7 protein-coding genes are annotated in these 14,168 nt (G+C 63.8%); 6 read left to right on the top strand and 1 reads right to left on the bottom strand.

What is annotated here, in order from left to right:
* The 6 genes from G5C50_RS29825 to G5C50_RS29800 form a co-directional block, all read left to right on the top strand.
* Positions 1 to 238: hypothetical protein (locus G5C50_RS29825; RefSeq protein ID WP_206107915.1), on the top strand; the 238-nt coding region annotated here is incomplete at its 5' end.
* Between the two features lie 512 nt (positions 239 to 750).
* Entirely contained in the window at positions 751 to 2,316 is a 1,566-nt protein-coding gene (locus G5C50_RS29820) for a matrixin family metalloprotease (RefSeq protein ID WP_165075121.1), read from the top strand.
* Positions 2,317 to 2,583: 267 nt separating this feature from the next.
* Entirely contained in the window at positions 2,584 to 4,797 is a 2,214-nt protein-coding gene (locus G5C50_RS29815; RefSeq protein WP_165075118.1) for a hypothetical protein, read from the top strand.
* A 218-nt stretch (positions 4,798 to 5,015) separates the two neighbouring features.
* Positions 5,016 to 7,253 carry a glycogen debranching protein GlgX gene (gene glgX / locus G5C50_RS29810; RefSeq protein WP_165075116.1) on the top strand — a complete coding sequence of 746 codons (2,238 nt, stop codon included), beginning with the start codon at positions 5,016 to 5,018 and terminating at the stop codon, positions 7,251 to 7,253.
* A gap of 102 nt (positions 7,254 to 7,355) precedes the next feature.
* Positions 7,356 to 10,424, top strand: a complete 3,069-nt coding sequence (treY, locus tag G5C50_RS29805) for a malto-oligosyltrehalose synthase (protein ID WP_165075113.1) — start codon at positions 7,356 to 7,358, stop codon at positions 10,422 to 10,424.
* A 75-nt stretch (positions 10,425 to 10,499) separates the two neighbouring features.
* Positions 10,500 to 12,143, top strand: a complete 1,644-nt coding sequence (locus tag G5C50_RS29800) for a sulfatase family protein (protein WP_165075110.1) — start codon at positions 10,500 to 10,502, stop codon at positions 12,141 to 12,143.
* Between the two features lie 7 nt (positions 12,144 to 12,150).
* Here G5C50_RS29800 and treZ read toward each other — a convergent pair whose 3' ends face one another.
* Positions 12,151 to 14,127: a malto-oligosyltrehalose trehalohydrolase gene (gene treZ / locus G5C50_RS29795; protein ID WP_165075107.1), complete on the bottom strand. Its 1,977-nt coding sequence runs from the start codon at positions 14,125 to 14,127 to the stop codon at positions 12,151 to 12,153.
* Positions 14,128 to 14,168 lie beyond the last annotated feature (41 nt).

Genomic DNA, 14,168 nt, shown 5'->3' with positions numbered 1-14,168 from the left:
GGCTCCTCAGGCTCCGGCCAAGATCGCCCCGGCTCCCCAGGCTCCGGCGAAGATCGCCCCGGCTCCTCAGGCTCCGGCCAAGATCGCCCCGGCTCCTCAGGCTCCGGCGAAGATCGCCCCGGCTCCTCAGGCCCCGGTGAAGGTCGCTCCGGCCCCGCAGGCCCCTGCGAAGGTCGCTCCGGCCCCGCAGATCGCCCCGGCCCCGCAGGCCCCGGTGAAGGCTGCCCCCCAGGGCTGAAACCTACCGCGCGACTCGAAACGGCTCTAAATCCAGCCGTCTCTCGTGATCGTGCAGGGGTTATCTACATCGAAACTACGACGGCCGGCGTCCCGCTTCTATCAGGAAGCGGAATGCCGGCGTCTTTTTTTTTGCGCCTCAACTTTCGCCCGCCCTCCTGGTCAACTTTCCCCGCCCAGTCCCCGCCGTCTCCACGGCTTGCTCGAATCACGCATCTCAGCGGTCTGCCTCACTCCAGAGTGCACGAGTGATGATTCGGCCCATCGCCTCCATGCCGGCCCTAAAACTCAGAGGGGCAATAGCATAGAACACACCAACGGGCCGCGGTCGCGGCAAATCGCTATTTTTTTCGCGATTTTTCGGACAAGCCGCAAGACGTGACCTAGGGTGTTCTTAGAGGCCCAAATAGGTGCTTGCCGTGCGAGGACGAGGTTGCCTCATCGGTCGGCACTGCTGCGACGCCAGGGAATGCGAGCGGCCTCTCCAGAGTTGCTTCAAAGGGAGTGCATCAGATGATGCGGCAGTCGCAGGACCAATCACGCGAGGGGAGTTCCGGGACCGCGAATCGCCGTTGGCGGCCGAGGGTCGAGGGGCTGGAGGAGCGTTTGCTGCTCTATGCAACTCTCGGTGCGAACTGGACCTACGGTTCCAGAATCACCTACAGCTTCGTCCCAGACGGGACCGCGATCGGCGTTAACTCCAGTTCGCTCTTCCAGACGCTCAATTCGTTGGGATCATCTGACGTCTGGCAGCGTGAGTTCGCCTCGGCCGCCGCGGTCTGGCAGGCAGTGGCGAACATCAACCTGGTCCAGGTTTCCGACAACGGCGCACCGCTCGGCTCCGCGGGAAACCAGCAAGGCTCCCCCTATTTCGGCGACATCAGAATCAGCGCCATGCCGCTCTCTTCCGGCACGCTGGGGGCGGCCTATTCGCCCCCGCCGCTCAACGGCGGGACCCTCGCCGGGGACATCGTTCTCAACTCCAACGTCTCCTGGAAGATCGACGCCAACTACGACCTGCAGACGGTCGCCATCCACGAGCTGGGCCACGCCCTGGGGATGGACCATTCGACCATCGCCAAGGCCGTCATGTACTACTACTACACGGGCATCAAGCAGAGTCTCAACAGCGACGACATCGCCGGCATCGACAGCATCAGCGCCTACGGGCCTCGCCAGTACGACTCATACAACAGCGGCGGCCAGAACAATCAGATCTGGTACAACGCCAAGAGCCTCGACAAGTATCGCACTTCGTTGAATCAGATTACGCAGACCGATCTCGACATCACGACGTCGACGATGACGGAGTGGTTCTGGGTGACCATCCCGCAGACCAACATAGGCAGCTTCACGGTCACGGCTCAATCCAAAAACCTGAGCTTGTTGGCACCTCAGGTGATGGTCTTCGACTCGTCGCTCAACTACCTGGGAGTGGACAGCGGGGCCGCTTTGGGTACCGGGAGCACTGCCACCCTGTCCGTCGGAGGCGTGACCGCCGGCCAGGGCTTTTTCATTCGGGTCGCGTCGGCGGGCGGCGATAGCGGCGGCACCGGCGCGTACGCCCTCCAGATCAACTTCGGAACGTCGAAGATGGCGCTCGTCGCCCCTCCCAATACCGCGATCGCGGCGCAGTCGAGCCAGGGAGGCGGCATCACCCAGATGACGACCTCGGCCGGCCCCGTCGCCCCGTCGAACTCGACGACCTCGATCGGATCCGCCGCGGCGGCTGTGCAGAGCTGGCTGGCCTCGGTTCTGGGCCAGGATCACGACCACCACGGCGTACTCCAACTCGGAGGCCTCTCCGCAGTGGGCGACGAACTGCTGGCCGGGCCGACTCTGACCGTGCACCCTCAGGCTCTCTCTGAGTCGATGTCCTTCGACCCCTCGGGCATGAGAACCGGCTTCAGCGCCGCGGCCGACGCGATGCGGCTCACGACGCCCACATCGGCGTTCGCGAACGCTTCGGACGGCAATTCCACGTCGACCGTCTCGATCGACCACGCTCTCGCGGGCTGGAATATCGATTGGAACATGAATAAATACTCTCGAACGCGTCGTTCCACCTGGCTTTCCTGACCTCGACGCGACGGCCCGCGGCGTCTTCGACGGCGCCCGGAGCCTCGTTCCTCCGGCGGTGCACCCATGACGATGCGACTTCCCAGACACTGGACCGGGCTTGAGTTTGAGCCTCTGGAGCAGCGGCGGACCCCCTCAACCATGGGCGTCGCCGACATCGCATCTTCAGGTACCTCGCGCGAGGTTCTCAGCAGCCTCATCTCGACCACGCCTGCGGACGGGTCCGTCATAGACGTCTCAGAGTCGCCGACGGTCCTGACGCTGCGAATGAGCCCAATTCTCGCGATCTCGTGGACGAACGCCCTCGTCGGCCTCGACCGCATCGAGTCCGACGGGTCGGAGACGCCGGTCCTCAATTATCACGGGGACGCAGACGTCTCAATCGACCCAGGCTCGGGGGTTGTGACCATCACTCTCGCCGCGCCCCTGGCTCCTGGGCGTTACGCCTTCGTCCTCCACTCCGGCTTCCAGTCGGAAATGCTCTCGAGAGGCCGTTGGGACTACACAAAGGACCAGGAGATCGCCGAGTTCCAGGTTGAGTCCTCCGCTCCCGTCGTCAAGGATCTCGGCGTCGTGGGCTCCTCGGTCCTATTCACACCTGGGACGCTCGCGAACTCGCTCGGCGCTCAGGATGTATACCATTTCCAACTCGGTGCGAGTCAACCGCTCTGGCAAGTGACGATTCAACTCGACGCCGGTGCGATCGGCAGCGAACTCATCGCGGGGTTGAAGGTCTACGACCAGTCCGGCAACCTCGTAAAGGACGCCCTGACCGGAAAATTCCAGCCGCTGGACGTTCCGGGGGGCCAGTTGAACGCGGCCAACGATCCGTATCTCTCCCTCGGACTTGCGCCGGGCGACTATTACGTCGTCGTTGCCAAGACCGATGGCCAGCCCGGTGGCGACTATCGGCTAGGAATCACGGCCGATCCCGCGAAAGGCCCGACGACCGTAACCAGTTTCACGGTCGACCACTCCAACGGAATCGCGACGGGTTTCACGCTCGCGTTCTCCGCGCCTCTCGATCCGAATACGGTCTGGCTAGACTCCGTGAAGGTCGTTGATTCCAACGGTCAGACTTACGACGTTTTGCCTACCCGAGCGGATTACGGCCTGCAACGAGTTGGGTTTACCTTCGCATCAGCGGTTCCGGCCGGCGAGTACACTGTGATCGTCTCTGGAGACAGACCGCTCGCCGATCTGATCGGGCGCACTCCAGTCGCGAGCGGCCTTCCAACCGGAGCACTCGGCAGCTTCACCCTGTCGACCGCTGAGGCCCCGACCAGTCCGCCAAAGGTGAGCCACTCGAAAATACTTGGTGGGGGAGCGATCTCGCTGCCTGGCGGCTCATCGACCGACGTCCCCATCGTCGTCGATGAACACGCCCTGCTCACGCTCCGAGGGCATACTCAGTCTGGCTCGCTTCAGATCGAGGTGATCGGCGTTGACGGAGTGGTATTCGTAACTTCCAGCTCCGAGCCTATCGAGTTGCCGCTTTATCTGGCCCCCGGAGCGTACACGGTTCGCCTGACGGCTGTCGGCGGCGCCTCCGTCTCTGGCACCTGGTCGCTGGTCGACGACGCCCTGCACATGGACGTCGTCGCCGATGCCGTGGGGCCAGGCGGCGTCCTCGCCATCCGGTTGGGCGTCGATCGCTCCGCCTCATCTCCATCGCTGCCATCGACGCCTGTCTCCGCAACAACGATCACGCCGACGCCGTCATTCACCGCCCCCGTCGCCGCACGGTCCGACGCAGCGCGGTCCGTGGAGATGGGTCCTTCGCCCTGGGCGGCCGGATCATCCACGACCCCTCCCCTGGTCGGTCGGCCGGGGGCGAACGGCGACGGCGTCGTCAGCGTCGGTCCAACGGTCCCCGGCAGCTTGACCGCCGTCGCCTGGGCCGCCCCGGCCGCGGGGCGATCGCCTTCGGCTCTGAGCGCGATCCTTTCCTCGTCAAACTCACAGTCGGACGACGGTCAGGACCGCGGCCCGGCCGGATCGTCCGAGAGTCTTGCTACCTCGCGCGATCACGACGACGAGGTCGTCAGGGTCGAAACCGCCAAAATCGATACCGCCTCGCCCGACGCCGACGATGCGGCGCTCCTGAAGGCCGACCGAGTGCTCGCCGCTCTCCAGGGCGGTTTCCAATGGCTCTTCGACGGTCTGGGCGCCACTTCCGAGCCGTCCACCACGGGCGAGCCGATTGCGGCGGCAGAGCCTGAAACCGTCGTCCCCTCGAGCGGCCAGGTCGAACGGTCGTCACTCGACCTTCCCGTGGGCGTCCTGTTCGTCACGGCCTCGACCGTCCACCTCCGCCGGGCAGCTCTACGGTGGTGGCGAAGGCATAAGGCCGCTGTCGCGACGACCTCGACGACTGCGACCGCCTCGACCTCCTCAAAGCCCCTCTTCCGCGGCCCCCGACGAATGACGCCCCTCAAGACTCGGGAATCGGACCGGATCTACGGACCGCGGCACGGCTGAACCAGTGCAATCGGCTCACTCCCGGCCAACGCGACCTCGCTCCGGATGAGGCCGGCCGTTGGATTGAGCCGCCTTGCATTCTCAAGCGCCGAGGGCTGGACGCAGCCTCCGGCGCGCGGTTTGCTTATGTGTGGTGACCGAACTTCGCCTCTGAGCGACGACGACGTCACGTCGATGCTCAAGGCCGATCCGATCGGCACACATGAGGATACCCTCACATGCGCGTTTGGCCTGGACGACCTTTCCCTCTTGGAGCGACCTGGGACGGAGCCGGCGTCAATTTCAGCGTCTTCGCGGAGAACGCGAGTCGCGTTTCTTTATGTCTCTTCGACGGCCCCGACGCCACGCGAGAGTCGACGACGATCGCGTTACGCGAACAAACAGCCAACGTCTGGCACCAGTATCTACCCGACGTCGTTCCGGGCCAGTTGTACGGTTATCGCATCGAGGGTCCCTTCGAGCCGACGAACGGCCATCGCTTCAACCCGCACAAGCTGCTCCTCGACCCCTATGCGAAGGCCATCGGCCGCGACCTGAAATGGGACGATTCGCTCTTCGGCTACCCGCTCGACAGCCCCGAACAGGACCTGGCCTTCGACAAACGCGACAGCGGCGCCTTCGCCCCCCTCGCAGCCGTCGCCGACACATCGTTCGTCTGGGGAGATGATCGACCGCCGCTGACTCCCTGGCACGAGACGCTCATCTACGAAGCTCACGTCAAAGGCTTCACCAAGCTGATGCCCGAAGTGACCGAGAAGATACGCGGGACTTACGCCGGCATGGCTTCCGACGGGGCGATCCAACACCTCCGTTCTTTGGGGGTGACGGCCGTCGAACTGCTGCCGATTCATTACCACGTCGACGATCGCTTCCTCACAGAGAAGGGACGCATCAACTACTGGGGTTACAACACTCTGGGGTTCTTCGCCCCCGACCCTCGATATTCGACCCAGCCGAACGATCCGCTGGCGGCGGTCCGTGAGTTCAAAATGATGGTCCGCGCCCTTCACGCCGCGGGGATCGAAGTCATCCTCGACGTGGTTTACAACCACACGGCGGAAGGCCAGCAGCAGGGGCCGACGCTCTCCTTCCGAGGGCTCGACAACGCCGGCTATTACCGCCTCAGCCCCGAGAGCCGCCGCCACTACATGGACTTCACCGGCTGCGGCAATACCTTCGATATGAGTCACCCGCAGGTCCTCCAGCTCATCATGGACAGCCTGCGCTACTGGGTCGTCGACATGCACGTCGACGGCTTCCGCTTCGACCTGGCGAGCACTCTGGCTCGCGAACTCTACGAAGTCGATCGCCTGGGTGCGTTCTTCGACATCATTCACCAGGACCCGATCCTCTCGCAGGTGAAGCTGATCGCCGAGCCGTGGGACGTCGGTCCGGGCGGCTACCAGGTCGGCCATTTCCCCGTTCTCTGGACCGAGTGGAACGGGAAGTACCGCGACAACGTCCGTCGCTTCTGGAAGGGGGACGGCGGCACGGTCTCTGAGTTCGCCACGCGGCTCACCGGCTCCAGCGACCTCTACGAGCAAAACGGCCGAGCCCCCTGCGCCAGCATCAACTTCATCACCTGCCACGACGGCTTCACGCTCAGGGACCTCGTTTCCTACAACGAGAAACACAACGAGGCGAACGGCGAGGAGAATCGCGACGGCGCCAGCAACAACGACTCCTGGAATTGCGGCGCCGAAGGGCCGACCGACGATCCTGAGATCAACGCCCTCCGCCAGCGACAGATGCGCAACTTCATGACCACCCTGATGCTCTCTCAGGGGGTTGCGATGCTGCTAGCTGGCGACGAGATCGGCCACACCCAGAAGGGAAACAACAACACCTATTGCCAGGACAACGAGCTGACCTGGCTCGACTGGAATCTGAACGACGACCAGAAGAAATTCCTGAATTTCACACAACGAGTGACGCGGCTTTTCCGAGAGCATCCGATCTTCCAACGTCGGAAGTTCTTCCAGGGCCGTGCGCTCCGAGGCTCGGAGATCAAGGACGTGTCGTTCCTCGTCCCGTCGGGCGACGAGATGACCGACGAGGATTGGAACGCGGGCTTTGTCAAATGCCTGGGCGTACGACTGGCCGGCGATCTGATCGACGACGTCAACGAACGCGGCGAACCGATCCTCGACGATACCGGCTTGATTCTGTTGAACGCCCACCATGAATCGATCCAGTTCACGCTCCCGAAGATTAATGAGAAGCAGGTCTGGCGGCGGGCTCTGGAGACATTCGCCGACGATCAAACGCCGCTGATCGCAGAAGGTGGGTTCGTCTACGAGCTTCCTGCCCGCTCGATGGCGGTCTTCTTCACCAGAGACGCCGAGAACGCAGACGCGGACGTCTCGGCCCGACAGGTCGAGGTGCTCCGCCGCGAGGCGCAGGAGCCGTCTCCACCGGTCCCCTCTCACCGACGGTCGCCGAACCGGGGGGTCTAATTCCCGTTCTGTTACCATTTACAGACGACGAGGCGCGAAGGGGCGGGTCTCGGACCCGCCCCTTCGTCGTTCTGGCCCCTCCCGAATACGGAGCCTCTCTCCATGGAAGATACGACGTCCCCAGCGACCTTTTCACGAGACCCTTACATCGACAGCCTGCTCACGGCTGCTCTCGCCGAGGTCGACCGACGCCGAATCGTCCCCACGGCCACCTATCGCATTCAGTTGCACGCCGGATTCCGGTTCAACGACGCTCGCGCGATCATCGACTATCTCGACATGCTGGGAATCACCGACCTGTATACGTCCCCCTACCTCAAGGCGGCCCCCGGGAGCACTCACGGCTACGACATCACGGACCATTCGCAATTGAACCCGGAAATTGGGACGGAGGCCGAGCACGAGAAGTTGCTCGAAGCGTTGCGCGAGCGAGGGATGGGGCTGTTGCTGGACGTTGTTCCCAACCACATGGGAATCCTCGGGAATGAGAATCCCTGGTGGAACGACGTTCTGGAAAACGGCCAGGCCTCGATCTACGCCGGCGCTTTCGACATCGACTGGGCCGCTCCGACCCGTCCTGAGAATCGGGGCCGCGTTCTGCTGCCGTTCCTGGGCGGGCTCTATGGCGACGTGCTCGAGGCCGGCGACTTGAAACTGGGCCGCGACGGCGGGGCTTTCCACGTTCGCTATTTCGAACACCGGTTCCCGCTCGATCCCAAGAGCTACCGAGCCGTGATGGAACCTGCCCTGGAGCCGATCCTCGCCGAGCTAGGACCGATGGCTTATGGGGTCCTGGAATTCCAGAGCATCCTCACGGCCGTTCGCAACCTGCCTGACCATACCGAGACGGCCGCGGACCGCATCAACGAGCGCCACCGCGAGAAGGAGATCGTCAAGCGCCGGCTAGGCGACCTCCTGGCAGCCGAACCGAGCATTGCAGAGGCCGTCGACCGGACCCTCGACGTCCTCGACGGCGAGCCGGGCGAAGCCGGCAGCTTCGACGGCTTCGACGAGCTGCTTCAGGCCCAACCTTACCGGCTCGCCTACTGGCGCGTAGCCACCGACGAAATCAACTATCGCCGGTTCTTCGACATCAACGCCCTCGCCGCCCTTCGAGCCGACCGCTGGGAGGTGGTTCACGAGACCCACAGCCACATTTTCCGGATTCTCGGCCGGATGCCGGCCTCCGGCCTGCGCATCGACCACCCGGACGGTTTGCTCGACCCCAAGACGTATCTGGACCGACTTCAGACGGCTTTGTTCCTGATCCTGGCGCATCGGCTCCACCACGAGGGAACGCACGCCGAGGAACTCCCCTGGGAGGAGATCGAACCCCAGTTGCGCGAGGCCATGACCGAGACGGCGCCGGGTCACGGCTGGCCTCCCCGGCTTTACGTGGTCGTCGAAAAGATTCTGGCGCTCGATGAGGCGCTGCCAGAGGACTGGCCCGTCCACGGGACGTCGGGTTACGACGCCCTCAATCGAATCAACATGCTCTTCATCGACGGCATGAACGAGAACGATTTCACCCGCCAGTACGAAGAGCTGATCGACGACGCCACGCCCTACCGCGACATCGTCATGGAGAAAAAGCGGCTCATCATGGACGCATCGCTCTCCAGCGAGTTGCACGTCCTCGCCTATCAGCTTGAGCGGATCGCCCTCCGCGACCGCCGGGCGCGCGACTTCACGCAGACTGCGCTGCGGACGGCCCTGCGCGAGGTGATCGCCGCCTTCCCCGTGTACCGCAGCTACATTACGGCCGACGAGGTCTCGGAGAAGGATCGTCAACTCGTCGGTCGAGCCGTGGCTCGCGCCCGAAGGCTCAATCCCTTGCTCGGATCGGCGGTGTTCGACTTCCTCTCGCGTACGTTGCTCGATCGCGTCTCGGTCGGCCCGACTCCCGAAGGAGAACCCTCTCAGGTCGATTTCGCCGGCAAATTTCAGCAGGTCACGGCGCCGGCCACCGCCAAGGGGATCGAAGATACGACGTTTTACGTCTACAACCGTTTAATCTCCCTGAACGAGGTGGGCGGCGAACCCAATCATTTCGGCGCGTCACCAGCCTCGCTCCATCGCTGGCTCGGACGACGGGCGGGGAAATTCCCTTACGCCCTCACGACGCTCTCGACGCACGACACCAAACGCAGCGAGGACGTCCGCGCTCGCATCAACGTCCTCTCGGAGATTCCCGAGGAGTGGTTCGACGCCTTCGTCCACTGGACCGACCTCAACCTGGTCCACCATCGGGCGCTCGCCGACGGGTCCGCGGTCCCTGGCCGCAACGAAGAATACTTGCTCTACCAAACCCTTCTGGGGGCCTGGCCGCTCGATCCCCTGGACGAAGCCGGCCTGACGGACTTCCTCGCCCGAATCCGCGCGTTCATGCTCAAGGCCACACGCGAGGCCAAGGTCCACACGAGCTGGCAAAACCCTTTTGAAGAATACGAGGCGGCGCTGGACGCTTTCCTCGGCGACATCCTCGATCCGGTGAGAAACGCCCCCTTTTTCAGAGACTTCCTGCCGTTCCAACGTCGGGTCGCCAGGCACGGACGAATCAACGGGCTGGCTCAGACCTTGCTAAAGCTCGCCGCGCCGGGAGTTCCGGACACCTATCAGGGGACCGAGATCTGGGATTTCAGCCTGGTCGACCCGGACAATCGACGCCCCGTCGATTACAACCTCCGGAAATCGATGCTCGACATGCTGATCCGCCGTCACCGCGAATGCGGCGACAACGCCTCCACGATGGCCCGCGACCTTGCCGAGAACGTCTTCGACGGCCGGGGCAAGCTCTACGTCCACTGGCGGGCTCTTCATGCGCGGCGACGATCGCCCCGCCTGTTCGCCGAAGGGGCTTACACCCCCCTTCAGCCGTCAGGAAAGCATGAGGGGTCGATCTTCGCCTTCCATCGCGGGTTGGGACACGAGTCGGCGGTCGTCGCGGTGCCTCGGCTGTCGACGCGACTGAGCTTCGAGGGCCAATGCCCGCTGGGAGAGGCCGCCTGGGGCGAAACGATCGTCCGCATGCCAGGCCTTGAACCGGGCCTCCGCTATCGGGACGTCTTCACCGGAGCCGTCGTCGCGAGCCAGGTTCACGAGGGAGTCGCTTCAATCCCCGCCGCCGTCCTTTTTGCGGATTTCCCCGTGGCCCTTCTCATGGAGGAGTGAGCGGAGCCGTCGTATAATCGGCGGTCCCGGCTCCGAACCGGGGCCCGCAACCTTTAGACCGTCGAGATCAGCGATATGTCCAAGCCTCCCACACGACCCCTCGGCGTCGCGGCCGCGTTCGCGCTGGCCGCCGTGTGTCTGTCGACGTCGACCACCCCGACCAATGCAGCCGAGCCCCCCCGGCCCAACATCGTCTTCATCTTCTCCGACGACCACGCCTACCAGGCCGTCGGCGCGTACAACGAACCGCGGAAGCTGCTGGAGACGCCGAATCTCGACCGGATCGCACGGGAGGGGGTGCGATTCGATCGCTGCCTGGTCCCCAACTCGATCTGCGGACCCAGCCGGGCGACGGTCCTCACCGGGAAATACAGCCACCTCAACGGCTTTTACAACAACTCGAACAGCCGATTCGACGGCAGCCAGACGACGTTCCCGAAGCTCCTTCAAGGGGCGGGATATCAAACGGCGATCGTCGGCAAGTGGCACCTCATGTCGGATCCGACCGGTTTCGACTACTGGAACATTCTGCCGGGGCAGGGGATCTACTACGCCCCCGACATGATCGAGATGGGCGTCCGCAAGCAGCGCGATGGGTACGTCACAGACGTCATTACGGACGTCTCGCTCGACTGGCTTAAGAAGCGGGACAAGTCGCGTCCCTTCCTCCTCATGACCCAGCACAAGGCGCCGCACCGGCCGTGGTCGCCGCCGATCCGACTTCTCGGTCATGACGGCGATCGCACATACGACCCACCGGCGACCCTCTTCGACGACTACGCCAACCGGACGCTGGCCGAACGCGATCAGGACATGACGATCGCCAAGACGATGAACGCCAACGACCTCAAGTTGAACGACTTCAAGGAACGATTCACGCCTGAGGAGAAGCAAGCCTGGGACGCCTACTACAACCCTCGCAATGAAGCCTTCCGCAAAGCGAACCTCCAGGGGGCCGACCTCGTCCGCTGGAAGTACAACCGCTACATGCACGACTATCTGGGCTGCATCAAGGCCGTCGATGAAAACGTCGGCCGGCTGCTCAAATACCTCGACGACGAAGGGCTCGCGACGAACACGATCGTCGTCTACGCTTCGGATCAGGGCTTCTACCTGGGCGAGCATGGCTGGTTCGACAAGCGGTGGATCTTCGAGGAGTCTCTGAAGACCCCGTGCCTCGTCCGTTGGCCGGGCGTGGTGAAGCCGGGCACCGCGGAGGGACGCATCGTCTCAAACCTGGACTTTGCGCCGACCTTCCTGGAAGTCGCCGGACTGGCGGTTCCTTCTGAAGTCCAGGGGAAAAGCCTCGTCCCGATCCTCCGCGGCGAAGCCCCGAACGACTGGCGCAAGAGCTTCTATTACGAATACTACGAGTATCCCGACCCGCATCACGTCCGCCCGCACTACGGCGTCGTGAACGACCGCTACAAACTCGTCCGATTCGAGACGCCCGATCTCGACGCCTGGGAACTGTTCGACCTTCGTGAAGACCCACAGGAGTTGCGCAACGTCTACGACGATCCGAACCGCGCTCCGATCGTCGCCGAGTTGAAGCGAGAGCTGGCCAGACTTCGCGAAGAACTCAAAGTCCCCGCCAAACCCGAGCGTAAGGCCTTCGGCAACGCTCCGTTCATGCCGGGCGAGGCCCCGGCGGCGAAGAAGGCAGCAGCAGCCAAAAAGGCGGCCGCCAAGGCCGCCCCGGTCTCCGCCGCCCCTTGAACGACGATCAATCACGCCGGCGACTCTTCCGGAGTCCCGGATGGATGTCATAGTCTTCGACAGCGGTCGAGCCAGGCTCGGCCGCTTCGGGACGTTCAGGTGCGGCGATCGGTTTCAGGACGACGGCCGAATGCCCCGGCGCACGCCACGGCTGACCGGGCTCAAGCGGCGGGATGCCCGAGCCGTTGTAGCGAGGATGCTCGCTGAACCAGAGGATCGACCAGTCCATCCCCATCGGCGGAGCGAGCAACGGCTCGGTGTTGGCCGTCGGATAAAGGTCGCGGCCCAGGTTCACAAGAACCAGCCGGCAATCGCCGGATTCTCCGAAGAACCTGAGCGCAAACGCCTCGGGGCCGATCACCGCGCCATGGACCTTCTCAGCATTCTGCGAACGGAAGATTGGGTCCTCGCGACGTAGCGTCAGAAGATCCTGGATGAGTCGGAAATCGGCGACCTGCCGATAGTCGTCGGGCTCGACGAGCTTGGAGGCGAGAAACGTCTCTCTCGCTCCTGGGTCGGCCAGATAGTCGCGCAGCTCGGGTAGCGTCGTGCTGCGAAAGCCCGCCAGTTCCTCGCGACGGCCTTCGCGGACGAGTTTCGCTAGCTCGTCGTGGTGGTCGCTGAAATACAGAAAGGGGCGTTCACTCCCCAGTTCCTGTCCCTGAAACAGCATGGGGGTCTGGGGCGAGAGCAGGGTCAAACCCATCAACGCCCGATATCGCCCCGGACTGGTCAGCGTCTTCAGGCGGCTCCCCCGCGCGGAGTTGGCGACCTGATCATGGTTCTCCAGATACACGAGGAACCTCGGAGCAGGTACGCCGATCGCGCAAGTTCCACGGCGTTTCTGCTGCCATTTCACGACCTGCCCCTGAAACAGGAACCCCCATTTCACGGCCGAGATCAGTTCCTGGGGCGTGCCCTGGTAGTCGCAGTAATACGCCTCGGCCCGGCCCGTGGCGGCGACGCGGGCGGCGTGGTGGAAGTCGTCGTTCCAGAGGACGTCCAGGCCGTATCCCCCCTCGCTTTGCGGCGCGATTTGCCGGACGATCTGGGGCTCGTTCTCGGAGAAGATCAGAATCGACCTAGAACCTGCCGCCTCACGAGCGCGCCGGGCGATAGCCGCGAGGATTTGGTCCTTCGACGAGTCGTGAATGGCCTGGGTGGCGTCGAGCCTCAGCCCGTCCAGGTGGAACTCGTCGATCCAGTACCCCGCATTGGCGAGGAAATACTCGCGAGTCGGGGCAGATTCGAAGTTGATGGCGTCGCCCCAGCCGCTGGCTCGGTCGCGGTGGATGTAGTCGTCCGAATAGAGCCCCTGATAGCAGCCGTCGGGCCCGAAGTGGTTGTAGACGACGTCCAGGATGACGCCCAGTCCGAGCGAATGGGCGCGATCGACGAACCGCCGCATCGCGTCAGGCGACCCGTACCCGTGATAGGGCGCGAAGAGATCGACGCCGTCGTATCCCCAGCCGAAGGTCCCCGCGAACTCGGCGACGGGCATCACCTCGATCGTCGTAACCCCCACCTCCACCAGCCGCGGCAATCGTTCGACGGCGGCATCCCACGTCCCCTCGCGCGTGAACGTGCCGATGTGAAGTTCGTAGAGGACCTGCCCCGGAAGTTTGATCCCCTTCCAGGTGGAGTCGGTCCAGGCGAAGCTCGATGGATCGACGACCTCCGACGGCCCGTGAACCCCCTTCGGCTGGAACCTCGAGGCCGGATCGGGGAAGGACCCCTCGCCGTCGAGGCGATATTGGTAGACGGCTCCAGCTCCCGGCCCCGCCACAAAGCCAGAGAAGTAACCGCCCGCCTCCGGTTCAAGCGCGACGGCCTGGCCTTCGAGGACGACCTCGACCTTGCGCCGCTTCGGGGCCCAGACCCGGAAATGGACGCCGCCGGGTCTGACTTCAGCCCCAATCGGCAATCGCCGCTCGTCCTGAAAGCTTTCGATTCCCGCCTCGCGATCATTCTTGCCTAATGACATATTTTCAAACCATCGTCGGCACTCGTTTACCCCACGCTCAT

Origin of the sequence: Paludisphaera rhizosphaerae, assembly GCF_011065895.1 — a bacterium.
Taxonomy (GTDB): Bacteria; Planctomycetota; Planctomycetia; order Isosphaerales; family Isosphaeraceae; genus Paludisphaera; species Paludisphaera rhizosphaerae.
Note: the sequence above shows the minus strand (reverse complement) of the source record. Positions and strands in the feature narration are given on the sequence as shown.

What these genes read in the sequence shown, in the direction of transcription:
- treY (WP_165075113.1), top strand. Translation starts at nt 7,356, where the DNA reads ATGGAAGATACGACGTCCCCAGCGACCTTTTCACGAGACCCTTACATC.
- treZ (WP_165075107.1), bottom strand. Translation starts at nt 14,127, where the DNA reads ATGTCATTAGGCAAGAATGATCGCGAGGCGGGAATCGAAAGCTTTCAG.
- glgX (WP_165075116.1), top strand. Translation starts at nt 5,016, where the DNA reads ATGCGCGTTTGGCCTGGACGACCTTTCCCTCTTGGAGCGACCTGGGAC.
- G5C50_RS29820 (WP_165075121.1), top strand. Translation starts at nt 751, where the DNA reads ATGATGCGGCAGTCGCAGGACCAATCACGCGAGGGGAGTTCCGGGACC.
- G5C50_RS29800 (WP_165075110.1), top strand. Translation starts at nt 10,500, where the DNA reads ATGTCCAAGCCTCCCACACGACCCCTCGGCGTCGCGGCCGCGTTCGCG.
- G5C50_RS29815 (WP_165075118.1), top strand. Translation starts at nt 2,584, where the DNA reads ATGAGCCCAATTCTCGCGATCTCGTGGACGAACGCCCTCGTCGGCCTC.